General features: G+C 63.8%; 21 protein-coding genes. 13 read left to right on the plus strand and 8 right to left on the minus strand.

The window, feature by feature from the left end:
* Nucleotides 1-405 precede the first annotated feature (405 nt).
* Nucleotides 406-1,638: a phosphoglycerate dehydrogenase gene (gene serA, locus G5134_RS20920; protein WP_005302616.1), complete on the plus strand. Its 1,233-nt coding sequence runs from the start codon at nt 406-408 to the stop codon at nt 1,636-1,638.
* Nucleotides 1,639-1,847: 209 nt separating this feature from the next.
* Here the strand turns inward: serA and G5134_RS20925 are convergent, their stop codons facing one another.
* Nucleotides 1,848-2,228: a diacylglycerol kinase gene (locus tag G5134_RS20925; protein WP_005302618.1), complete on the minus strand. Its 381-nt coding sequence runs from the start codon at nt 2,226-2,228 to the stop codon at nt 1,848-1,850.
* Nucleotides 2,229-2,383: 155 nt separating this feature from the next.
* On the opposite strand from G5134_RS20925, the gene G5134_RS20930 reads away from it, so the two are divergent.
* Nucleotides 2,384-3,445 (plus strand): 3-deoxy-7-phosphoheptulonate synthase, encoded by a 1,062-nt coding sequence (locus G5134_RS20930; protein WP_065017830.1) that lies wholly within the window; start codon nt 2,384-2,386, stop codon nt 3,443-3,445.
* A gap of 79 nt (nt 3,446-3,524) precedes the next feature.
* On the opposite strand, the gene G5134_RS20935 is transcribed toward G5134_RS20930, so the two are convergent.
* The 3 genes from G5134_RS20935 to G5134_RS20945 form a co-directional block, all read right to left on the minus strand.
* Nucleotides 3,525-4,310, minus strand: a complete 786-nt coding sequence (locus G5134_RS20935; RefSeq protein WP_054544543.1) for an ATP-binding cassette domain-containing protein — start codon at nt 4,308-4,310, stop codon at nt 3,525-3,527.
* A complete protein-coding gene (btuC, locus tag G5134_RS20940; RefSeq protein ID WP_042052043.1) occupies nt 4,297-5,304 on the minus strand; it encodes a vitamin B12 ABC transporter permease BtuC in 1,008 nt (335 codons plus the stop codon). Before btuC ends, G5134_RS20935 begins: the two co-directional genes overlap by 14 nt.
* Before the next feature lie 99 nt (nt 5,305-5,403).
* A complete protein-coding gene (locus tag G5134_RS20945; RefSeq protein ID WP_024942579.1) occupies nt 5,404-6,135 on the minus strand; it encodes a substrate-binding periplasmic protein in 732 nt (243 codons plus the stop codon).
* Between the two features lie 113 nt (nt 6,136-6,248).
* Between G5134_RS20945 and G5134_RS20950 the strand changes: the two genes are divergently transcribed.
* The 4 genes from G5134_RS20950 (at nt 6,249) to G5134_RS20965 (ending at nt 9,948) form a co-directional block, all read left to right on the plus strand.
* Nucleotides 6,249-6,605: a DMT family protein gene (locus G5134_RS20950; RefSeq protein WP_005302630.1), complete on the plus strand. Its 357-nt coding sequence runs from the start codon at nt 6,249-6,251 to the stop codon at nt 6,603-6,605.
* A gap of 59 nt (nt 6,606-6,664) precedes the next feature.
* The gene (gene tapW, locus G5134_RS20955) at nt 6,665-7,804 is read left to right on the plus strand and encodes a type IVa pilus ATPase TapW (RefSeq protein ID WP_026141098.1); all 1,140 of its coding nucleotides are present in this window, start codon (nt 6,665-6,667) and stop codon (nt 7,802-7,804) included.
* Nucleotides 7,805-8,062: 258 nt separating this feature from the next.
* Entirely contained in the window at nt 8,063-9,334 is a 1,272-nt protein-coding gene (gene glgC / locus G5134_RS20960) for a glucose-1-phosphate adenylyltransferase (protein ID WP_065017831.1), read from the plus strand.
* Between the two features lie 134 nt (nt 9,335-9,468).
* Nucleotides 9,469-9,948 carry a WbuC family cupin fold metalloprotein gene (locus tag G5134_RS20965; RefSeq protein ID WP_065017832.1) on the plus strand — a complete coding sequence of 160 codons (480 nt, stop codon included), beginning with the start codon at nt 9,469-9,471 and terminating at the stop codon, nt 9,946-9,948.
* A 119-nt stretch (nt 9,949-10,067) separates the two neighbouring features.
* Here the strand turns inward: G5134_RS20965 and G5134_RS20970 are convergent, their stop codons facing one another.
* From G5134_RS20970 to G5134_RS20980, 3 genes are read right to left on the minus strand one after another with little or no spacing between them, the layout of a single operon-like run.
* Nucleotides 10,068-10,310: a FeoC-like transcriptional regulator gene (locus G5134_RS20970; RefSeq protein WP_065017833.1), complete on the minus strand. Its 243-nt coding sequence runs from the start codon at nt 10,308-10,310 to the stop codon at nt 10,068-10,070.
* On the minus strand, nt 10,307-12,580 hold the full coding sequence (gene feoB, locus G5134_RS20975; RefSeq protein WP_065017834.1) for a Fe(2+) transporter permease subunit FeoB: 2,274 nt from the start codon (nt 12,578-12,580) through the stop codon (nt 10,307-10,309). Before feoB ends, G5134_RS20970 begins: the two co-directional genes overlap by 4 nt.
* Nucleotides 12,577-12,804, minus strand: coding sequence for a FeoA family protein (locus G5134_RS20980; protein ID WP_005302641.1), 228 nt, complete (start codon nt 12,802-12,804; stop codon nt 12,577-12,579). Before G5134_RS20980 ends, feoB begins: the two co-directional genes overlap by 4 nt.
* 119 nt (nt 12,805-12,923) lie before the next feature.
* Between G5134_RS20980 and G5134_RS20985 the strand changes: the two genes are divergently transcribed.
* The 7 genes from G5134_RS20985 to G5134_RS21015 all read left to right on the plus strand — a co-directional run bounded on the left by G5134_RS20985 (nt 12,924) and on the right by G5134_RS21015 (nt 18,338).
* Nucleotides 12,924-13,253, plus strand: a complete 330-nt coding sequence (locus tag G5134_RS20985) for a translation initiation factor (RefSeq protein WP_005302642.1) — start codon at nt 12,924-12,926, stop codon at nt 13,251-13,253.
* A 256-nt stretch (nt 13,254-13,509) separates the two neighbouring features.
* Entirely contained in the window at nt 13,510-14,067 is a 558-nt protein-coding gene (locus G5134_RS20990) for a TMEM165/GDT1 family protein (protein WP_010633534.1), read from the plus strand.
* Nucleotides 14,068-14,269: 202 nt separating this feature from the next.
* Entirely contained in the window at nt 14,270-15,208 is a 939-nt protein-coding gene (locus G5134_RS20995) for a DUF2157 domain-containing protein (protein ID WP_065017835.1), read from the plus strand.
* Nucleotides 15,201-16,208, plus strand: a complete 1,008-nt coding sequence (locus tag G5134_RS21000; RefSeq protein ID WP_065017836.1) for a DUF4401 domain-containing protein — start codon at nt 15,201-15,203, stop codon at nt 16,206-16,208. Before G5134_RS20995 ends, G5134_RS21000 begins: the two co-directional genes overlap by 8 nt.
* Nucleotides 16,205-16,702, plus strand: coding sequence for a GDYXXLXY domain-containing protein (locus G5134_RS21005; protein ID WP_019840261.1), 498 nt, complete (start codon nt 16,205-16,207; stop codon nt 16,700-16,702). The genes G5134_RS21000 and G5134_RS21005 overlap by 4 nt, the downstream gene beginning before the upstream one ends.
* 72 nt (nt 16,703-16,774) lie before the next feature.
* Entirely contained in the window at nt 16,775-17,515 is a 741-nt protein-coding gene (locus tag G5134_RS21010; protein WP_065017837.1) for a substrate-binding periplasmic protein, read from the plus strand.
* Between the two features lie 76 nt (nt 17,516-17,591).
* Entirely contained in the window at nt 17,592-18,338 is a 747-nt protein-coding gene (locus tag G5134_RS21015; RefSeq protein ID WP_005302657.1) for a substrate-binding periplasmic protein, read from the plus strand.
* 60 nt (nt 18,339-18,398) lie between these two features.
* Here the strand turns inward: G5134_RS21015 and G5134_RS21020 are convergent, their stop codons facing one another.
* A complete protein-coding gene (locus G5134_RS21020) occupies nt 18,399-19,412 on the minus strand; it encodes a GGDEF domain-containing protein (protein WP_065017838.1) in 1,014 nt (337 codons plus the stop codon).
* Nucleotides 19,413-20,956: the final 1,544 nt, after the last annotated feature.

Here is a 20,956-nt window from a genome sequence, read left to right on the forward strand (position 1 = left end):
TGGTGATTGGTACTCCCGACGGGGTCATCACTCAATAAGGTTGTCTGCCAAAACGCAGCTCAACGGCATCATGGTAGTCGGTTGGCACCGTTACCAACGGTCTGTTTGCCCACCGCGGTGCAGACGTGGTGGTGATCGGCACCCCGGACGGCGTGATCATCAGCTGACTTCCGATAGACAGGATCTGGTCACCCATGATCCCTTCGCAATGAAAGACGGCGCCCCATGGCGCCGTTTTTATTTGTTGCTCAATGAGTTGCAAACCCTCGTTTACAACTATCGTTGAAAACTTCAAAGAATTTGACTTTCGTCACAAATATTCCCTCTCCCCAACGTTTTTGCTACTTTACGGTTTTCTTCACACACCATATCTGCACTCACTTTTGCAAACATAGAGGGATCGTCATGACCGCCAAGTTTTCACTGGACAAGGATAAAATCAAGGTGCTGCTGCTGGAGGGGGTTCACCCCAACACGGTGGAAACCTTTCGTGCCGCAGGTTACACCAGTGTGGAGTATCTGAAGACCTCTCTCTCCGAAGAAGAGCTGATCGAGCGTATTCGTGACGTGCATTTCGTAGGGCTGCGCTCGCGCACCCAGATCACCGAGAAGGTGCTGGATGCCGCCAACAAGCTGGTGGCCATCGGCTGTTTCTGCATCGGCACCAACCAGGTCTCCCTGGATGCCGCCCACCTGCGCGGCATCCCGGTGTTCAACGCCCCCTTCTCCAACACCCGCTCGGTGGCCGAACTGGTGCTGGGGGAGATCCTGCTGCTGCTGCGCGGCATCCCGGAGAAGAACGCCAAGTGCCATCGCGGAGTGTGGGAAAAACTGGCCAACCGTTCGGTGGAAGCCCGCGGCAAGAAGCTCGGCATCATCGGCTACGGCCACATCGGCACCCAGCTTGGCATCATCGCCGAGAGCATCGGTATGAAGGTCTACTACTACGACATCGAGAACAAGCTCTCGCTCGGCAACGCCATCCAGGTGCCGAGCATGGTCGAGCTGCTCAACATGTCTGACGTCATCAGCCTGCACGTGCCTGAGACCGCCTCCACCAAGGATCTCATCGGTGCCGAGCAGCTGCGCATGATGAAACCGGGCGCCATCTTCATCAACGCCTCCCGTGGCACAGTGGTGGATATCGATGCTCTGGCCGACGTCATCAAGAGCGGCCACCTCGCCGGCGCCGCCATCGACGTCTTCCCGGTCGAGCCCAAGTCCAACGACGAGGAGTTCCTCACCCCGCTGCGCGGCCTGGACAACGTGATCCTGACCCCGCACATCGGCGGCTCCACCCAGGAGGCCCAGGAGAACATCGGCCTGGAAGTGGCCAACAAGCTGGTCAAATACTCCGACAACGGCTCCACCCTCTCCGCCGTCAACTTCCCTGAAGTCTCTCTGCCGGGTCACAAGGGCTCCAGCCGCCTGCTGCACATTCACCGCAACCAGCCCGGCGTGATGAACCAGATCAACCAGATCTTCGCCGACGAGGGGATCAACATCGCCGGTCAATACCTGCAGACCAGCAGCCACATCGGCTACGTGGTGATCGACGTGGAGACCGAGCACAGCGAGAAGGCGCTGGCCAAGCTCAAGGAGATCGGCGGCACCATCCGTGCCCGCATCCTCCACTGATAGACCCGTTTTTCAGAACAGCAAAAAGCCCGTCGCAATGACGGGCTTTTTTATGCTGCGATGCTCAGCACAGATCCGCGTCGCGGCGCCTTTGTCCCCTTCTCCCCTCGCGGGAGCAGGGTTGGGAACGAGGGGGGAGATGAAACCGCCCTCATCCTGCCCTCTTGCCAAGAGAACGGGAAAATACGCGACAGACAATGAGGCCCGGCTTACCACCACCCCAGCAGGTTGCGACCCACCAGGGCGCCCCACACCAGGGCGTTCAGGGCCAGCGCGATAAAGACGGCGGCGGAGCCCAGATCCTTGGCGCGACCGGAGAGCTCGTGATGTTCGGAGCCGATGCGATCCACCACCGCCTCGACCGCGGAGTTGAGCACCTCGACGATCACCACCAGCCAGCTGATACAGATGAGCAGCAAGATTTGATCGAGGGTATCGCCGATCCAGAACGCCAGCGGCATCAGCAGCAGGATCAGCATCAGCTCCTGCCGGAAGGCCGCCTCGTTGATCCAGGCTGACTTGAGCCCCTTCATGCTGTAACCGGTTGCATTGATGATGCGGGTGACCCCGGTTGCCCCTGGCTTTGCCACGCTATCTACCTCATTTGGAATCGTTTTGGGGCTCACATCCTATCAGAGCCCCTCGAGGTTTCCATCAGGGGTTTTTTGCTTTATTTTATCCCTTTGCCTCTTCGGCACTCAGTCATTGCTACTGCCCACGCCACCCATTTCGAGAATCGAGTCGTATGTCCATTCACACCGATGAATTGCGCACCCGTCGCCTGGAGTCCCTGATCACTCCCAGCGAACTGGCGCACGCCTTCCCGTTAAGCGACACCGTTGCCCAGAATCTGCTGGATGCCCGCCGCGAAGTGGAAGCGATCCTGGCCGGTGAGGATCAGCGCCTGCTGGTCATCGTCGGTCCCTGCTCCATTCACGATCCGGCCGCCGCCCACGAGTACGCCCTGCGCCTCAATGCCCTGCGCAAGCAGTATAAAGAGAGCCTGTGCATCGTGATGCGCACCTATTTCGAGAAGCCGCGCACCATCGTCGGCTGGAAAGGCCTCATCAATGATCCGCGCCTCGATGGCAGCTTCGACGTCAACGAAGGGCTGAAACTGGCCCGCAAGCTGCTGGTGGACATCAACGCCCTCGGCATGCCCACCGCCACCGAGTTCCTCGACATGGTGACCGGCCAGTACATCAGCGACCTCATCACCTGGGGCGCCATCGGCGCGCGCACCACCGAATCTCAGGTGCACCGCGAGATGGCCTCCGCCCTCTCCTGCCCGGTCGGCTTCAAGAACGGCACCGACGGCAACACCCGCATCGCCATCGATGCGGTGCGCGCCGCCCGTCACAGCCACATCTTCTATTCCCCGGACAAGGACGGCAAGATGACCATCTACCGTACCGCCGGCAACCCCTATGGCCACGTGATCCTGCGCGGCGGCCACCGCCCCAACTACGACACCGCCAGCATCGATGAAGCGTGCGAAGCGCTGGCCGATGTGGGCCTGCCGGAGCGGCTGGTGGTGGATTTCAGCCACGGCAACAGCATGAAGGATCACCGTCGCCAGCTGCTGGTGGCGCAGGACATCTGCGATCAACTGCGCCGCGGCCGCACCGGCATCGCCGGCATCATGGCCGAGAGCTTCCTGGTGGAAGGGCGGCAGGATGTGGAGAACGGCTGCGCCGTCACCTTCGGCCAGAGCATCACCGATGCCTGTCTCTCCTGGAGCGACACCGAAACCCTGCTGGCCATGCTGGCCGAGGCCGCCCAGGTGCGCCTGCACAAGCTGGGCTGAACAGCCAACAAGCAAAGGGGCCAGTATGTTCGATACTGGCCCCTTTTTCTTGGGCGGCCGACTAGGCCGCGCCCCGCTCCTACAAACTGGGCATAAACCAGACCCGGCCGCCCGCCTCGATGCGATCGGTCTTGATCTGGAATACCTGTGCCAGCAGCGCCTCGTCCACCAGCTCGACGCCCCCCTCCCGTACCACCCGGCCCTGTTGCAGACAGAGCAGGCGATCGGCCCAGTCGATGGCCAGGTTGATGTCGTGGATGGCGAGCACCACCAGCAGCCCCTGCCCGGCCAGCTGCTTGAGCAGCCGCAGCAGCGCCAGTTGATGGTGCAGATCGAGCCCGGCCAGCGGCTCATCCAGCAGCAGTATCCGTTCGCCCGGGTTGAGGCTCGGCCACACCTGCAGCAGGGTGCGGGCGATCAGCACCCGCTGCTGCTCCCCACCGGACAGCCGGCTGAAATCCCGCGCCAGCAAGCCTTCCAGCTCCAGCGCCTGACACAGCGCCTGGATTGCCTCATTCTGCCTGGCCGCTGGCTGCGCCTCATCGAGCCCCAGGCTCAGCACCTGAAACACCGGGATATGAAACAGCTGGGGTTGGCGCTGAGGCAGCATGGCGCGCCGCTGCGCCAGTTCCGGCCAGCTCAAGTCCGCCAGCGACTCGCCACCGATGCGCACCTCCCCCTGCCCCGACAAGAGGCCGGCCAGGGCGCCGAGCAGGGTCGACTTGCCGCTGCCGTTGGGGCCGAGCAGTGCCACCAGCTGGCCCCCCTGCCAGGCAAGGTCGAGGGGGGCGAGCCGGTTGGCGACGGCGAGGGCGCGGGCAGCCAGCAAGGGAGGCTGGCCCCCGAGGTGATCAGGTGCTGGCATGGGCATCTTGCCTCAACAACAGATAGATGAAGAGCGGGGCACCGACCGAGGCGGTGATCACCCCGATGGGCAGCTCCCCCGCTCGCAGGGCGGAGCGGGCGATGAGATCGGCCGCCAGCAGCAGGGCGCCGCCCCCCAGCGCCGAGGCGGGCAGCAGGAAGCGCTGATCGCTGCCGCCACACAGGCGCAGCAGATGGGGCACCACCAGCCCGACGAAGCCGATGACGCCGCACAGTGCCACCGCCATCCCGGTGAGCAGGCAGACCGCCAGCACCAGCCGCACCCGCATCTTGTCCACATCGAGCCCCATCAGACGGGCCTGGGTCTCTCCCAGCAGCAGTTGCTGCAGCGCCTTGCCCTGCCAGCCGAGCCAGCCGAGAGCAAGCGGGAACAGCAGCCACCACCAGGCGAATTGCTGGCTGCCATAGGCGAGGCTCCCCATCATCCAGAACATGAATTCACGCAAGGAGCCGTCATCGGCAAAGTACATCAGCCAGGTCATGGCGGCGTTGCTGAGGATGCCGATGGCGACCCCGAACAGCAGCAGCCTGGCATGGCCGAGCCGGGCCCGGCGCGCCAGCCGTATCAGCAGCATGGTCACCAGCAGGGCACCGCCGAAGGCCGCCAGCGACAACCCCCAACCCGGCAGATAGACGCCGAGGGCCTTGGCCACCGCCATCGCCACCATGGCGGCCAGTCCTGCCCCGCTCGAGACGCCGAGCAGGCCGGGTTCGGCCACCGGGTTGTGCAGCATCACCTGCAGCACGGCGCCGCCGCAGGCGAGCGCCGCCCCCGCCAACAGGGCCAGCAGGGCGCGCGGCAGACGCAGCTCCAGCAGAATGCGCTGCTCGAGCTCCCCCAAGGGGTGCCAGGGCAACAGCAGGAATTCGCCCCAGATCAGGGAGAAGAGAAACAGCGCCAGGGTCAGCAGCAGCAGGCCGAGCAACCAGCGCCGCTGCCAGCGCTGCTGGCGGGCGAGCAAAGAGAGATACACAGAGGCTCCCCGAAGGTGAGAGTGACCCGTGCCCGGGCGGCGTCAGCCACCGGGCATCAGCATGAAAAGGTCATGATAACAGCGTGTTACCACCCAAGGTCAAGGCTGGTAAGGCTTGGCGAGGGTGGCGATGTCACCGCTTGCCACCAGCTCCTGCAGGGCCAGCGCCAGCGGTTGCTGCAGCGCCTGGTGGGGGGAGCGCTTGCTCATGCCCAGATAGAGCACCACGGGCTGGGATGGCTGGTAGGCTGCCTTGCGCAACCCCGCCTCCTTGCCCCGGCTCAGGGCATAGTCCACCTGGCAGTCGGTGCCGATCATCAACGGCAGATGGCCGCGCTGCACCATGCGCAGCAGTTGCTCCTCGGTGGGCACCCCGTGCTTGTCGAGCCGGCTGTCGGAATCGAACGGTTCGAAATAGGCCGAATTGAGCACGTAACCCACCCTGTGCCCCTGCAGATCGGCATAGCTGCGCAGGGTCGAGACCTCAGTCCCCTTGCCATAGAAGGCGGGCCGGCACTGGTAATAGGCCGGCTGCAGATAGTCGATGAAAGTCGCCCGCTCCGCCGTCATGGCCAGCCCGATCATCAGGTCCACCTGACCGGTCTGCATCTGTTTGAGCGCCCGCCCCCAGGGGACCTGCTTCACTTCGAAGCGGATGCCGCTGCGCCGCTGCAACTGCTGCAAGATATCCATGTCCAGTCCGCCCAGCCGACCGTCCGGCATTTCAATTCGAAACGGTGGCCAGACATCGGTGGCTACCGTCAGGGTCGGCGCACCGTGCACCTGGCAGGCAAACAGCAGACCAAGCACACCCCAGCTTGTCTTGCCCATCTCGTACAACCCTCTGTCTCTTCATCCTTGATGGATTAAAAATACCCTGCCGCCCCACTTATGAGAACCCATGGTTAGGCGATAAAATGCGATTGATTTTAAAGGAGAACCTAATGAACCCTATCTTTACCAGCATCGGCCTGCTGCTGTGCAGCAACGTTTTTATGACCTTCGCCTGGTACGCCCACCTCAAGAGTATGAATCACAAACCCTGGATCATCGCCGCCCTGGTGAGCTGGGGAATAGCGCTGTTCGAATACCTGCTGCAGGTACCCGCCAACCGCATCGGCCACACCGTGCTCTCCGTCGGCCAGCTCAAGATCCTGCAGGAGGTGATCACCCTCACCGTGTTCGTCCCCTTCTCCATCTTCTATCTGAAAGAGGATCTGAAATGGGATTACCTGTGGGCTGGCCTGTGCATCCTGGGCGCAGTCTTTTTTGTCTTTCGCGAGAAACTCACCGGCGCCTGACGCTGTACACTCAATAACATCCCCAGCAAGGCATCTCCTTGATAGACGAGGCAAAAAACATGGAATTGCGAGACATGCTACAGATCCTGGCCAAGCAGGACGGCTCAGACCTCTATCTGTCGACCGGCGCGCCCCCCTGTGCCAAGTTCAACGGCGGCCTGCGCCCCTTGAGCGAGACGCCGCTCGAGCCCGGCGAGGTGGCCAGCATAGCCGACGCCATCATGGACGGTGAGCAGAAGCAGCAGTTTGAGAAGGAGCTGGAGATGAACCTCGCCATCTCCCTGCCCCAGATAGGGCGCTTTCGGATCAACATCTTCAAGCAGCGCAACGAAGTCTCCCTGGTGGCGCGCAACATCAAGACCGAGATCCCCCGCTTCGAGGACTTGAAACTGCCCACCGTGCTGCTCGACACCATCATGGAGAAGCGCGGCCTGGTGCTGTTCGTCGGCGGCACCGGCTCGGGTAAATCGACCTCCCTAGCCGCCCTCATCGATCATCGCAACCGCAACAGCGGCGGCCACATCATCACCATCGAGGATCCGGTGGAGTTCGTTCATCGCCACCGCAAGAGCATCATCAACCAGCGGGAGGTGGGGGTGGATACCCGCAGCTTCCACGCCGCCCTGAAAAACACCCTGCGCCAGGCGCCGGACGTGATCCTTATCGGCGAAATTCGCGATCGCGAAACCATGGAGCACGCGCTGGCCTTCTCGGAAACCGGCCACCTCGCCATCTCCACCCTGCACGCCAACAACGCCAACCAGGCGCTGGACCGCATCATCAACTTCTTCCCGGAAGAGCGCCGGCCCCAGCTGCTCAACGACCTTGGCAACAACCTCAAGGCGTTTGTCTCCCAGCGGCTGGTGAAAACCACTGATGGCGGCCGCCGGGCCGCGGTGGAGATCATGCTGGGCACCCACACCATCCGCGACATGGTCAAACGCGGCGAGTTTGGCGGCCTCAAGGAGGTGATGGAGAAGTCCAAGGCCCTCGGCATGGTCACCTTCGACAGCGCCCTATTCGATCTGGTGGTGGAAGGAGTGATCGAGGAGGAAGAGGCAGTGAAGAACGCCGATTCGGCCAACAACCTGCGCCTCAAGATCAAGCTGTGGAAGGAGAAGGGCCAGATCGCCAGCAGCAGCGATGCCACCGGCTGGAGCCTGGAACCCACCAAGGACGAGAAGGACGATCTGTTCTGACCCACCTGCCCCCTTGAACCTGAAAACACCCGCCCCGGCGGGTGTTTGCATATCCCGGCTGCCTCCCCCCTCCTCGCTCGCCCGTAGCAGACAGTGACATCTGGTGAACGAACGGTCCATCTGCGACAAAATCTGTCACCAAAAATGACAAAACCATCACTTGACCGAAAAACCATGCGAGAAGTGTGAGTGAAAGCTCTTTCATACCGGCTTCAAAGGAGGCACTATCAAAGAGTTCTATCAATAAAGGGGTATTAAATGTCGTTACAACCTGCCAATACAGCACAGTCAAGACAGTTGCTGAACGAGACCATGGCCTTGGTTCTCGCAGGAGGGCGGGGCAGTCGCCTCAAACAGTTGACGGACAACAGGGCGAAACCGGCAGTACACTTCGGCGGCAAGTTCCGCATCATCGACTTCGTACTCTCCAACTGCATCAACTCCGGCATTCGCCGGGTCGGAGTGGTGACCCAGTACAAATCCCACAGCCTGCTGCGCCACCTGCAGTCCGGCTGGTCCTTTTTGCGCTACCAGATGAACGAGTTCATCGACATGCTGCCCGCCCAGCAACGGGTGGACGAGGTCACCTGGTATCGCGGCACCGCCGATGCGGTCTACCAGAATCTGGACATCATTCGCGATCACGGCCCCAGGTATGTGGTGGTGCTGGCGGGGGATCACATCTACAAGATGGATTACGCCGCCATGCTGCTCGATCACGTCAACATGGGGGCCAGGGTCACGGTGGCCTGCATCGAGGTGCCGCGCCAGGATGCGAGCGCCTTCGGGGTGATGGCGGTGGACGGGGATCGCAAGATCAACGCCTTCGTCGAAAAACCCGCCAACCCACCCGCCATGCCGGGCAAGCCCGATACCGCGCTCGCCTCCATGGGGATCTACATCTTCGAGGCGGACTACCTCTACCAGCTGCTGGAAGAGGATCTCGCCAACCCGGCCTCCCACCACGATTTCGGCATGGACGTGATCCCGCGGGTGGTGCAAGAGGGCACCGCCTACGCCCACCCGTTCGGCATGTCCTGCGTCGGCTGCTGCCCGCAAAAGCGCCCCTACTGGCGCGACGTGGGCACGGTGGATTCGTTCTGGGAGGCCAACATGGATCTCGCCTCCGTCACCCCCGAGCTCGACATCTACGATCAGGACTGGCCCATCTGGACCAGCCAGAACATGACCCCGCCCGCCAAGTTCGTGCAGGACAGAAACGGCCAGCACGGCATGACCATCAACTCCATGTTTGCCGGCGGCACCATCGTCAGCGGCTCCTTCATCGTGAGCTCGGTGCTGTTTACCAACGTGCGGGTCGACTCCTTCTGCACCCTGGATCAGGCGGTGATCTTCCCCGGGGTCGAGATAGGCCCGGGCTGCCGGCTGCGCCGGGTGGTGATCGACAAGGGCTGCAAGCTGCCGGAAGGGCTGGTGGTGGGGGAAAACGCCAGCGAGGATGCCCGCCGCTTCTACCGCTCAGAACAGGGCATAGTGCTGGTCACCAAGGAGATGCTGGCCAGATTGTGATGCCGCCGCGCCGGCAAGCGGGAGCCCTGTCGGCTCCCTTTTTACATTTGCTTACCGCTCGCGCCTTGTCCGGCCGCCCCTGGTGCGTGCTACTCTGCCCTCGGCCCTGCCTTCGTCTCACCATGGAATCGCATATGAAAAAACTGGATGTTGCCCGCCTTGCCAGCCTCGCCGACGAGGCCGCCCACTCCCCGCGCCTGCGCATGAACCACAACCTGCACCAGGAGCTGGCCGACCCCATCCAGCGCCTGGCCATCGCCATGGAACCGGGTACCTATATCCGCCCCCATCGCCACCTGCAGACCTGGGAGCTGCTCACCTCGCTGCAGGGCCGCTTCGTGGTGCTCAACTTCGATGATGAAGGGACTGTCATTGCTCGCGCCGTGCTGGGGGAAGAGACCTCGGTGCTGGAGACCCCGGTCGCCAGCTGGCATGCGGTGCTATCTCTGGATCCCGGCGCCGTCATCTTCGAGGTGAAACACGGTCCCTATGCTCCTTTCCGGGAAGAGGACTTCGCCCCCTGGTCACCGGCGGTGGACGACATCCAGGGCCAGCAGGCGCTGATGGCCTGGTATCGCCATGCCGAGGTGGGTCAGCGCTGGCCGGGGCGCTGATCTGCCCCCCCAACGTGAACACAGCGAACAGGGCGAACACGCGCCAATAAAAAGACCCGCCAGCGGCGGGTCTTTTTATATCTGAGTGTGGGGTATCGAACACAAGCAGGTGCGGTGGCTCAGCCCTTCTGTACCAGACCAATCTGACCCGGCTCGCACCACTCGAACATCACCTCCTGACTCTTGCCGCAGCAGGAGCCGCCGCACACCTGAGTCTCCCGCTTGGCGACCCGCCCCTTGCGCATCCAGACACCGAGCATGGCCTCCACCGCATCTTCCGAGGTGTGGAAGTGGCGGGCCAGCTCGCGCCGGCTCGCCTTCTGCTGCACGGCGAGGTACTCCCCCAGCTCGCGCAGGATCATAGGGCCACCACCTTGCGGGCCACTATGTCGCCGTGGCGACGGCCCAGCCACCAGAGCAGCAGCAGGGAGAGGCCGTAGCTCGCCACCCAGAACAGGCTCTGCTCGGGGTGGGCGGCGAAGGTGGCCAGCTGATAGAAGACGGTGGCGCACATGAAGGCCATGTAGTTGCACCAGGCGGCGGTCAGCAGGGCCCACTGGCGGCCGGTCTCCCGCACCAGGGCACCCATGGCGGCGGCGCAGGGCATGTAGAGCAGCACGAACAAGAGGTAGGCGAAGGCACCGGCCGCCCCGTCGAAGTGGCTCTGCATGTTGCCGTAGGTGGAGACGTCCACCTCCTGCGCCTCGGCGGCGGCTTTCTGGTCATCCAGGTTGCCCACCGCCAGCCCCATGGGGTCGGTCGGGTCGATGTCGGCCAGATTGGTGGCGACCGCGGCGATCGCCTCCTGGAAGCTGCTTACCAGGGAGAACTCGCTCGCCTCCTCTTCCCCATCGCCGCTGCCGGCGTAGAGGCTGTTGAGGGTACCGACCACCGCCTCTTTGGCGAAGATGCCGGTGACGATGCCGACCGTGGCCTGCCAGTTGTCATCGCGCACGCCAATGGGGTGCAGCACCGGGGTCACCGCCTGGCTGATTTTGCTCAGCACCGAGCTTTCTTGGTCTTGGTGGCCGAAGCTGCCATCGGTGCCGAGCGAGTTGAGCACGCTCAGCACGGCGACCACCAGCACTATGGTTTTACCGGCGCCGAACACGAAGGATTTGAGCTTCTGCCAGGTCTTGATGCCGACGTTGACCGGGCGCGGCCACTCGTAGTCCGGCATCTCCATCAGCATGGAGTCGCTCTTGCCCGGCAGCAGGGTGCTGCGCAGCAACAGGCCGGTGAGCACCGCCACCAGGATGCCGATGAGGTAGAGACCGAACACCAGGTTCTGGCCAGACTCGGGGAAGAAGGCCACCGCGAACAGGGCGTAGACCGGCAGACGGGCACCGCACGACATGAAGGGAGCCATGGCCGAGGTCATCAGCCGCTCGCGCTCGGAGTTGAGGGTGCGGGTCGCCATCACCGAGGGCACGGTGCAGCCAAAGCCCATCAGCATGGGGACGAACGCCTTGCCCGGCAGGCCGAGGCGGCGCATCAGGGCATCCACCACAAAGGCGGCGCGGGCCAGGTAGCCGGAGCTCTCCAGCACCGCCAGGAACAGGTAGAGGCAGCCGATCACCGGGATGAAGGTGGCGACGGTCTGCAAGCCCACCCCGAAGCCGTCCGCCAGGATGGCCCCCAGCCAGTCCGGCGCATGGATCAGCCCCAGCAGGTGGTGCACCCCATCGACAAACAGGGCGCCGCCCATGATGTCGAAGAAGTCGATGAAAGCGCTGCCCACCTTGATGGCGAACATGAACATCAGGTACATCACCAGCAGGAAGAAGGGGATGCCGAACCAGCGGTTGAGCAGCACCCGATCGAGCCGCTCGCTCTGGGCCGCGGTGAGCTTGCCCTTCTGCTGGCACGCCTGGGCGGCCCACTGGTGGATGTGGCCGTAGCGGATATCCGCCAGTTGCAGGTCCACATCCTGCCCGTGGTGGGCGCGGGCCACCACGTTGGCGGCGGCGGCCTGCTGGCCGGGCAGCAGGGTCTCCTGCATCACCGCATCCTCTTCCAGTAGGCGCAGGGCGCGGCCGCGGGCGGTGAGGTGGTGCGGGGCGAGCAGGGTCTCAAGCTCCACCAGATCTTTTTCAAGCTCGCTGCCGTAGTCCAGCAACAACGCCGGCTGCGGCTGGCCGATGAACTGCTGGATCTGGTTCTTGAAGGCGGCGACCTGCTGGCGGTTGTGGGCCGAGAGGGCCACCACCGGGCAGCCGAGGGTGTTGGCGAGCTTGCGCTCGTCGATGGTGATGCGCCGCTTTTGCAGGATGTCCATCTTGTTGAGCACCACCACCATGGGCAGCCCCAGCTCGCGCAGTTGCAGCGTGAGGTAGAGGGAGCGCTCCAGGTTGGCGGCGTCGATGACGTTGAGCAGCAGATCCGGCTGCTGGCCCTCCACGAAGCGGCTGGCGATCTGCTCGTCCAGGCTCCCCTCCTGGTTGGCCAGGCTGTAGATGCCGGGCAGGTCCATCAGTTTGTAGTCGTGGCCCTGGGCACTGAATTCGCCCATCTTCTTGTCGACGGTGACGCCGCTCCAGTTGCCCACCTGCTGGCGGGCCCCGGTCAGGGCGTTGAACAGGGAGGTCTTGCCGCTATTGGGGTTGCCGACGGTTACCAGGGAGTAGTTCATACCGGCTCGACCTCGATTTGCTGGGCAAGGCTTTTTTGCATGGAGAGGCAGATCCCCTGACACTGGATCTGCAGCGGATCCCCGAGCGGGGCCGCGCGCAAATAGATGACTTCAGTCTGGGGCAGCAAGCCCATCACCATCAGCTTGCGCCGCAGGGGACGGGTCAATTGATTCATGTTCTTGATGCGAGCACTCTGTCCCGGTGACAACTGCGCGAGTACCATGACTGACTCCTGAAGTTAAACAATAATAATTCTCTTTTACTTGGGGCATTATAATCCGTGTTTTCAACGCTTATTTGAGTAAAATCAAACTCCGCTTAGCTAACCCACAAATAACTGCCATGAGTCACGACAACAACAGCCGTCTGGTTTACAGCACGGACGGCGGCATCATCAAAGAACAGAGCCAGCCGCAATCCGCCTCCCCCTTCCCCACCGATGGGGTGGTGCGCATCCGCCGCGAAACCAAGGGGCGCAAGGGCGCCGGGGTCATCACCATCCACGGTGTGCCGGCCGAACAGCAAAAGAGCATCGCCACCCTGCTCAAGAAAAAGTGCGGCACCGGCGGCGGCCTGAAAGAGGGAGTGATCGAGATCCAGGGGGACAAACGGGATCTGATCAAGGCCGAGCTCGAGAAGGCCGGTTTCAGCGTCAAGCTGGTGGGCGGCTGATCCCGACGCCGCCCGGCTTGCGTCACTTTCGCTTTTTCCCTAGAATGCCCGCTCCCATCGAGGGGGAGTAGTCTCGCCAGCCGGCCCCAAACCGGTTCGCGACCCTGATCAACATACTTGGTGCCAACTCACCATGGTCAGGGTGATCCACGCCAGCCGCGGATTTGACAAGACCTTTGACGGGCCAGTGCCAATACCGGGGACGGATGGCGCAGGCTTGTCTCAGGTATAACAATTCCGTCCCCCGGTCATTTTTATGGAAGCCTTGTTAACCTCAACCCTCAGCGTGGCCATCGCCGAAATCGGCGACAAGACCCAGCTGCTGGCGCTGTTGCTCATCTGTCGTTTTCGCAAGCCCTGGCCTATCATCGCCGGCATGCTGGCGGCCACCCTGCTCAACCACGCCGGCGCCGCCTGGCTTGGCGAGTTCATCAGCCGCTGGCTCGACCCCAAGGTGATGACCTACCTGGTGGCCGGTGCCTTCATCGCCATGGCCGCCTGGATCCTGGTGCCGGACAAGATGGACGACGAGGAGAGCCCGCTCGACAAATACGGCCCCTTCATGGCCACCTTCGTGCTCTTCTTCATCGCCGAGATCGGCGACAAGACCCAGATCGCCACCGTGCTGCTGGCAGCCAAGTATGACTCCCTGACTCAGGTCATCACCGGCACCACCCTCGGCATGATGCTGGCCAACGTGCCGGTGGTACTGCTTGGCAAGCTGGGGGCCGATCGCCTGCCCCTCAAGGGGATCCGCATCGCCTGCGCCATCCTGTTCGTGGGCCTCGGGGTGAGCACCCTGCTGTTCGCCTGACCCGGCCGGATCAGAAGGTGGCGAGGCAAGGGTGAGCACTTGCCTACGCCACTCCCGCGCCCGTGTCGTGTCTTTGCACGCAAGCCCCGTCCTCTGGCGGGGCTTTTTGCTGCCCGCATATCGGGCCGGCATGCCCGCAGACGGGGGCTGCCAACCGGCGCCATGGCCGTGGCATAATGCGGCAAACCTGATGGAGCATCCCATGCACTTCACCTCAAGACAGACGCTGCTCGACTGGGTCAGACGCGGGCGTCTCGACCGGGCCCAGTTGCCCGCCGCCCTCGCCCGGTGCGAGCTGCCCCCCGGCCCCGCCCGCTGGCAGTGGCTGTTCGATCGGCTGCTGCTCTGGCTTGGCAGCCTGTGCCTCGGCGCCGGCCTGGTGTTCTTCGTCGCCTTCAACTGGCAGGAGCTCGGCCGCCTCTCGCGCCTCGCGCTGCTGGAGCTGCCACTGCTCGCCATGCTGCTGTTGCTGTGGCGCAAGCCCCTCGCCGACAGCCAGCGCCAGGCGCTGCTGCTCGCCATCGCCCTCAACATCGGCGCCCTGCTGGCACTGGTGGGCCAGACCTACCAGACCGGCGCCGATCCCTGGCAGCTGTTCGCCACCTGGGCGCTGATGCTGCTGCCACTGGCGGCGCTCGGCCAGAGCCCGCTGCTGTGGACCTTGAGCTGGCTGCTCGGTCAGCTGGCGCTGGTGCTCTACTGGCGGCTCGGCCTGTTCAACTTCTTCTTCGCCTTCAACGAGGAGGCCCTCGGCTGGAGCCTGACCCTGTTCAACGCCGCCCTCTGGGGCATACTGCTGCTGGTACCCGCTCACTACCGGCTGATGCCCTCCTGGCTGGCGGGGCTGGCTGCCGGGCTCGGCGTCACCCTGCTGACCCTGCTGGCGCTGTTCGACGCTGCCTCCCCCTGGGTCTGGCCGGCCTGGCTCGGCTGGCTGGCGGCCGCCTACCTGCGCTGGCACCACAGGTTCATCGCCGGGCTCGCCATGGGCTGCCTGAGCCTCATCGTGGTGCTGCTGACCGCGCTCGGCAAATGGATGGAGCCGGACGTCGACGGCTTCCTGCTGCTCTGCCTCATCGCCATCGGCCTATCGGTGGCCGCCAGCCGCTGGCTGCAACAACAACGGAGGTCCCATGAGTGATCTGACCCCCTGGCAGCGACTGCAACAGGCCCGGCTGGTGGAAGGGGATGCCCCCCGTGACGACCAGCCCCACTGGTCGAGCCGCTTTCTGCTCGGCATGGTGGGCTGGATTGCCGCCCTGTTCCTGCTGTTCTTCCTGTTCATGTCATTCTCCCAGCTCACCCGGGATGCCGACAGCGCCCTGCTGATGGGCGCCGTGCTGATGGCCATCGCCTTTTGCCTCAACCGCTTCGCTACCCGCAGCGATCTGTGGGATCAGTTCGTGCTGGCGCTGGCGCTGGCCGGCGACGCCTGGCTGCTCTACGGCCTGCTCGATCGGCTGGATCTGCACTCGGCTCCGCTCTGGTTCGGTCTAGCCCTGCTGTCGCTGGCCATCGCCGCCCTGTTCGAGCACTGGCTGATCCGGCTGTTCCACAGCTTCGCCGCCGCCATCCTGCTCACCCTGGGCCTCGCCTGCCTCGGCCTGCAACTGCTGGCCCTGCCGCTGGTGATGACGGCGGTGGCCCTCTGCTGGCTGCAGGCAGAGCGCGATCCAGTGCGCCATCAGCTCTATGAATCCCTCACCCTGGGGCTGGCACTCTCCCTGCTGGTGCTGGGGCGCCTGCACCACCCGCTGTGGGAGGGCGGCGCCAGCATGCTCGACGAGCTCGGCCACTCCCGCCTGCCGCTCTGGCTCAACCCGCTGCTCTGTGCCGCCCTGTTGCTGGGGCTAATGGCCCGGCTGAAACTGCCGCTGCTGTACGGGCTGCCGCTGGTGCTGCTCAGCGCCCTCATCCCCGGCATGGGGGCCGGCGCCCTGGTGCTGGTACTCGGCTTCTATGCCGGCAGCGTCGGCCTGATGACCCTGGCCGGCCTGCTGCTGGTCGGCTTTGGCTCCCTCTATTACTACGATCTGGGGCTGACCCTGATGACCAAATCCTGGCTGCTGCTGGGCTCGGGCGCCCTGCTGCTCGGCGCCCGCCAGCTGCTCAAACGGCTGAGCCCGCGGAGCCCCTCATGAGACGACTCGCCCTGTTGCTGACCGGTCTCGCCATCCTGGCGGCCATCAATGTCACCGTCTGGCGCTACGAGCACGCCATGAGCAGTGGCGAGGTGGTGCTGCTGCGCCTCGCCCCGGTCGACCCGCGCTCCCTGATGCAGGGGGATTACATGCGCCTCAACTACGAACTCGCCCGCCAGCTCGGCAACCGGCGCCACGACGAGGCCCCCGCCGACACCCTGGTGATCCGCCTCGACGAGCAGCAGATCGCCAGCTGGGTGGAAGGGGGCAAGCCGGATCAGCTGGCCCGGGATGAGCGGCGGTTGCAGGTGCGCCAAAGCGATGGCCAGTGGCGCATCGGCCCCGACGCCTACTTCTTCGAGGAGGGTACCGGCGAGCAGTACGAGGCGGCGCGCTACGGCGAATTTCGCCTGCAGGAGAGCGGCAAGGCCCTGCTGGTGGGGCTGCGCGATGAGCAGCTAAAACCGCTGGGCAACCCCAGAGCGCGCTGGTAACTGCTGGCAATATCAGGCTTTTTTGCCCACACTTGGGCAAGATGAACGCCCGCGCTACGCCAAGGATTGCCCATGAGGAGAGTTTTTTTCGGTTGTCTGCTGCTGTTGTCATGCCTTGGCACGGCGCAGGCCGAGCTCGGCAAGCTGGAGTACCTGACCGAGGAGTATCCGCCCTACAACTTCACCGATGCCGCCGGCCAGCCCGGTGGCCTCGCGGTGGAGCTGCTGCAGCGCATCTGGCAAAACACCCAGACGCCCCCCCAGCCCATTCGCATCCTGCCCTGGGCACGGGGTTACTACCTGCTCACCCAGAAACCCAACGTGGTGCTCTTCTCCACCGCCCGCACCGACACCCGCGATCCCCTGTTCAAGTGGGCCTGCCCCATCGGCCACGCCGAGTACGTGCTGCTGGCCTACAAGCGTCGCCCCATTACCCTCAGCACGGTCGAGCAGATCAACGACTACCGCATCAGTGCCGTGCGCTCCGATGCCTCCGAGCAGTTGCTGCTCAACCGCGGCATGGACGAGAACCGCATCATCCCCGCCAACCGGCTGAGCCAGGGGCTGAAGATGCTGGTGTCGGGCCGCGCCGATCTGCTGGCTACCGGCAAGCTGGCGGGCTACGACGCCATCAAGGAGCTGCAGCTCGATGCCAAAGAGTTCACGGTGGCCTTCGTACTGGATGCCGAAGAGCTCTGCTACGCCTTCAGCCGCCAGGTGGATGACGGGGTGATCAAGCAGTTTCAGCGCGCCCTCAACCAGGCGCTCGCCTCGCCGGACTATCAGGCCCTGCGGCGCCAATACATGCCGTGAGCCGTGCCACGGCTGGCGATTTGGCCGGCTTTGATAACACTTGAGAGTGATGCAACTCCCCACCAGGATGGCCAAAATGAAAAAATGGACCGGATTCGCCGCACTCGTGTTTGCCACCCTGGCCCAGGCCAGTCCCGAGCTTGGCAAGCTGCACTACCTCAGCGAAGAGTACAAACCCTACAACTTCTCCAACGAGGCGGGCGCCCCCACCGGGCTCGCCGTCGAGCTGCTGCAACAGGTGTGGAAGAAGACCAACACCCCGCCGCAGACCGTCACCATCATGCCCTGGGCGCGGGGCTACTACCTGCTGACCCAGAAACCCAACGTGGTGCTCTTCTCCACCGCCCGCACCGAGGCGCGGGATCCTCTGTTCAAGTGGGCCTGCCCCATCGGTTACGCCGAGATCGTGCTGATGGGGCTGGCCAAGAACCCGGTCAAGATAGCCAGGCTGGAAGATGCCCAGCAGTACAACATAGGGGCGGTGCGGGCCGACGTGGGGGAGCAGCTGCTGCTCAACAACGGCTTCGACGAGCAGAAGATCCTGCCGGCCAACCGCCTGCCCCAGGCGCTCAAGATGCTCACCTCGGGCCGGGTCGATCTCATCTCCACCAACAAGACCACCATGCTGGATCTGATCGCCTCCCAGCAGTTGGATCCCGCCCAGTTCAAGGTGTTCTGGATGTTGAGCTCGGAGCAGTTCTGCTTCGCCTTCAGCCACCCGGTGAGCGACGAACTGGTCAAGGAGTTCCAGAGCGGCCTGACCCAGGTGCTGGCCAGCAGCGAATTCCAGCAGATCCAGAGCAAGTACTTCCCCGCCCGCTGAGGGGCGGCATGAAGAAGGGGCCCAACGGGGCCCCTTTTGTTTGCCTGTCTCACCTGCGCATCAGCTCGGCCGGCGGCGCTGGCGCTTGACCTCGTACATGCAGGCATCGGCCAGCCTCAGCGCCTCGTCCACCGTGCTGCTGGCCGGATCGGTGGCCACCACCCCCACGCTGGCGCCGGCATAATGGAGCACTCCGGTGGGCAGCTCGAGCGACACCAGGCTCGCCTCGAACAGCCGGCGCTGGAAGCCCTGCACCGCCGCCTCCCGCGTCTCGTCGCCGCACTGCGGCCCCATCCCCACCGCCACGAACTCGTCGCCCCCCACCCGCGCCAGCAGATCGCCGCCGCGCAGCACGCAGGAGAGCGCCGCCGCCACCCGTTGCAACAGCAGGTCTCCCACATCGTGACCGTGGGTGTCGTTGATGGCCTTGAAGCCATCGAGATCGATAAAGCCTATCAACAGCGGATGTTCGACCCGCTCCGCCAGCGAAAAGAGGCGGTTGAGCTCGTGCATCAGCGCCCGCCGGTTGGGCAGCCCGGTCAGCGGGTCGCTCAGCGCCTGGCGCGACAGCTCGTTGTTGACCTGCTGCAGTTGCTGCAGCAGCTGTTCACGCTCCACCTGCTCGGCGATGAGCCGGGCGAAGAAGGCGATCAGGTGATCCGAGCCCGCCAGCAGCGGCTTGTGCTCGGCGCTGGCGGCGCACAGGGTGCCATAGAGGGAGCCGGAGGGGGTGCGCACCGGGCAACTCAGATAGGTGCGAATGCCAAGGGCCTGCGCCGCCTGGGAATCTCCCCAGCAGAGCGCCACATCGTCGGTGTAGAAACGCCCTTCGTCGAGGGCCCGCCGGCAGAGGGTATCGCCCCAGGCCACCGAAGCCCCCTCGGGGATCTGCAGGTCGGCGGCGTTGCGGGCATAGCGGATATGTTGGGTGTCGTGACCAAGGTCGATTTCGGTCAGATAAGTGGATTCGAGCCCGGTGACCGCCTCGAGCATCTCCAGCAGCGGGCGGGTCAGGCTCTCCAGATCCCGCGCCCCGGTCACTTGCAGCGACAACGCCTGCAATATTCTGTCCATGCACACCTCCCTGCTTGCATGTCTATTCCTGAAACCATAGCCCCTTCACCCGTCGCCCGCCCCCATCGCGGCGCTATCTCTGCGCTTTTGCCGCCCTTTGTCGCCGAACGACCCTCGATTGTCCAGCAACGTGCTCCGTTTGCAGCCAACGAGAGATAACCCGATCGGAGGGGTAACCAGCGCCCACTGCCGAAGCAAGCAGAGCCTGTCGTGCGGAGCCATTGGCTGCGGCAGCTTGACGGTGGCGCTCAAGCGGGCGAGCTCGGTATCGTGATGGCCCCTGTCGCTGACCACCTTTATTCGTGGCGCTCCGCTGCCATTCCCCTCACTTGGCTCGCCACTCGGTTCAGCTCTCGGCCTGCCACTCTCCCCTGTATCTACTCGGCGGTCAGCGCAGCTCGGGGCTCGGGGCTCGGGGCTCGGGGCTCGGGGCTCGGGGCTCATCTCCCATCACACCCCGGCCACGGGTCAACCGCCGGTTGCCACTCTGCAGCAAAGGAGAAAAACCATTTAATTCTGATGGTTGCATCACTAATTTCATGGATTTGGATGGCCCCGCCGAGGCGGGTTCCGTAAGATGATCATTGGCCTCTGTTGGCCCCGAGTATTCATGGATGGTCAAGGGCGCAAGGTGGCGGCGACAGTCAGGGGCGGCAGCGTCTTTGGCGCAGACCAGCCGGTCTCCCGCGCCTGCGGCAAGGTGCGAGGGTGCACCCTCGACGGGTGCCCCGTCAGCTTCGGGGCTCCATCCCTCTCCCCTTGCGGGAGAGGGTTAGAGTGAGGGGTCACTAGCCCTATTGGCACGGTGTCACCATGTAGGGTCGATTAGCGAAGCGTAATCGTCCGCGGTAACCGTCCCCTCGCCCCTTGGGGGATAGGGCTTGGGATCAATGAATGGGGTCGAGTAGGGTCGATTAGCGGAGCGTAATCGTCCGCGGTAATCATCCCCTCTCCCCTTGCGGGAGAGGGCTAGGGTGAGGGGTTCGGTAACGTCTTTGCTTGGCTAAATATCGCCGTCTGAATAGCACGGCTTCGCCGCGCAGGACACGAGGACTCCGTCCTCGACGAGGTTTCGCCGCCGCTGCGGGGCTGGGCGAGTGACTTTGGAAAGACCCGCTCTCTTAGGCAAATAACACCAAAGGTCTTATCCCCCACTTGTTCGCCCTCCTGCGTCGGGTTCCCTCGGTTCACCCGTTTGTCCCACGGCACGCGCCGATGGGCTTTGACCTTCGCCATCCCTGGCGTCGGTCAAAGTCCGCTACGGACATCCTTGTCCTTGCGCCAAACCGGGCCGAGCCTTGCTCGTCCAATTCCGGTTTGGCCCCTGGCCCAGCGCCGCTCGCTCGGCATCCTGCCTCGCGGCCTGGACAAACGGGCTCACCTCGGCGAACAAGAGGGGGGCAACACCCAACCCGCAACCCCGAGGGCTGCTAACAACACCCGGAGGTCTATGAGGAGCAATGAACGGGATGTACAGATCTAGTTATCACCTGACACCGGCCTCAAACCGGTGTCTTGTTTACGCTACTTTAGTGCGCACTTCC

It is taken from the genome of Aeromonas sp. 600276, assembly GCF_049175815.1.
In the GTDB taxonomy this organism is placed as follows: Bacteria; Pseudomonadota; Gammaproteobacteria; order Enterobacterales; family Aeromonadaceae; genus Aeromonas; species Aeromonas dhakensis.

Coding starts and splice junctions, on each gene's coding strand:
- G5134_RS20950 (WP_005302630.1), top strand. CDS start 6,249: ATGAACCCTATCTTTACCAGCATCGGCCTGCTGCTGTGCAGCAACGTT.
- glgC (WP_065017831.1), top strand. CDS start 8,063: ATGTCGTTACAACCTGCCAATACAGCACAGTCAAGACAGTTGCTGAAC.
- G5134_RS20945 (WP_024942579.1), bottom strand. CDS start 6,135: ATGGGCAAGACAAGCTGGGGTGTGCTTGGTCTGCTGTTTGCCTGCCAG.
- G5134_RS21010 (WP_065017837.1), top strand. CDS start 16,775: ATGAGGAGAGTTTTTTTCGGTTGTCTGCTGCTGTTGTCATGCCTTGGC.
- G5134_RS21015 (WP_005302657.1), top strand. CDS start 17,592: ATGAAAAAATGGACCGGATTCGCCGCACTCGTGTTTGCCACCCTGGCC.
- G5134_RS21020 (WP_065017838.1), bottom strand. CDS start 19,412: ATGGACAGAATATTGCAGGCGTTGTCGCTGCAAGTGACCGGGGCGCGG.
- G5134_RS20995 (WP_065017835.1), top strand. CDS start 14,270: ATGCACTTCACCTCAAGACAGACGCTGCTCGACTGGGTCAGACGCGGG.
- feoB (WP_065017834.1), bottom strand. CDS start 12,580: ATGAACTACTCCCTGGTAACCGTCGGCAACCCCAATAGCGGCAAGACC.
- G5134_RS20980 (WP_005302641.1), bottom strand. CDS start 12,804: ATGGTACTCGCGCAGTTGTCACCGGGACAGAGTGCTCGCATCAAGAAC.
- G5134_RS20935 (WP_054544543.1), bottom strand. CDS start 4,310: ATGCCAGCACCTGATCACCTCGGGGGCCAGCCTCCCTTGCTGGCTGCC.
- serA (WP_005302616.1), top strand. CDS start 406: ATGACCGCCAAGTTTTCACTGGACAAGGATAAAATCAAGGTGCTGCTG.
- G5134_RS21000 (WP_065017836.1), top strand. CDS start 15,201: ATGAGTGATCTGACCCCCTGGCAGCGACTGCAACAGGCCCGGCTGGTG.
- G5134_RS20930 (WP_065017830.1), top strand. CDS start 2,384: ATGTCCATTCACACCGATGAATTGCGCACCCGTCGCCTGGAGTCCCTG.
- G5134_RS20970 (WP_065017833.1), bottom strand. CDS start 10,310: ATGATCCTGCGCGAGCTGGGGGAGTACCTCGCCGTGCAGCAGAAGGCG.
- G5134_RS21005 (WP_019840261.1), top strand. CDS start 16,205: ATGAGACGACTCGCCCTGTTGCTGACCGGTCTCGCCATCCTGGCGGCC.
- G5134_RS20990 (WP_010633534.1), top strand. CDS start 13,510: ATGGAAGCCTTGTTAACCTCAACCCTCAGCGTGGCCATCGCCGAAATC.
- G5134_RS20985 (WP_005302642.1), top strand. CDS start 12,924: ATGAGTCACGACAACAACAGCCGTCTGGTTTACAGCACGGACGGCGGC.
- tapW (WP_026141098.1), top strand. CDS start 6,665: ATGGAATTGCGAGACATGCTACAGATCCTGGCCAAGCAGGACGGCTCA.
- G5134_RS20965 (WP_065017832.1), top strand. CDS start 9,469: ATGAAAAAACTGGATGTTGCCCGCCTTGCCAGCCTCGCCGACGAGGCC.